The sequence below is a fragment of the Phocaeicola sp. RTP21198st1_B8_RTP21198_201120 genome (assembly GCF_040929485.1).
GTDB classification, from domain to species: domain Bacteria; phylum Bacteroidota; class Bacteroidia; order Bacteroidales; family Bacteroidaceae; genus Phocaeicola; species Phocaeicola dorei.
Map to the genome: position 1 here is coordinate 1,303 of NZ_JBCOCI010000307.1, position 229 is coordinate 1,531.

1 pseudogene is annotated in these 229 nt (G+C 37.6%); it reads left to right on the plus strand.

Annotated elements, in window-relative coordinates:
* A pseudogene (locus AB5935_RS25740) lies at positions 1-229 on the plus strand (GNAT family N-acetyltransferase); the annotation flags it as partial.

A 229-nucleotide genomic window follows, 5' to 3' on the forward strand; every position in this document is an offset into this window, starting at 1 on the left:
TTCCGAAATGGGATTTCGTGCTATTTTACTTTGTGGTGACCCGGATTATTATCTCCGACAAGGATTCATTCCTGCCGAAACATTAGGGATTCGCACTGAAGACAATATGTATGCTACTGCTCTTCATGTTTGTGAATTATATGATAATGCTTTAGCCAATGCAAAAGGCCGTTATATAGAAGATAAAATATATCAGATCGATAAATCTGCTGCTAATGAGTTCGACAAG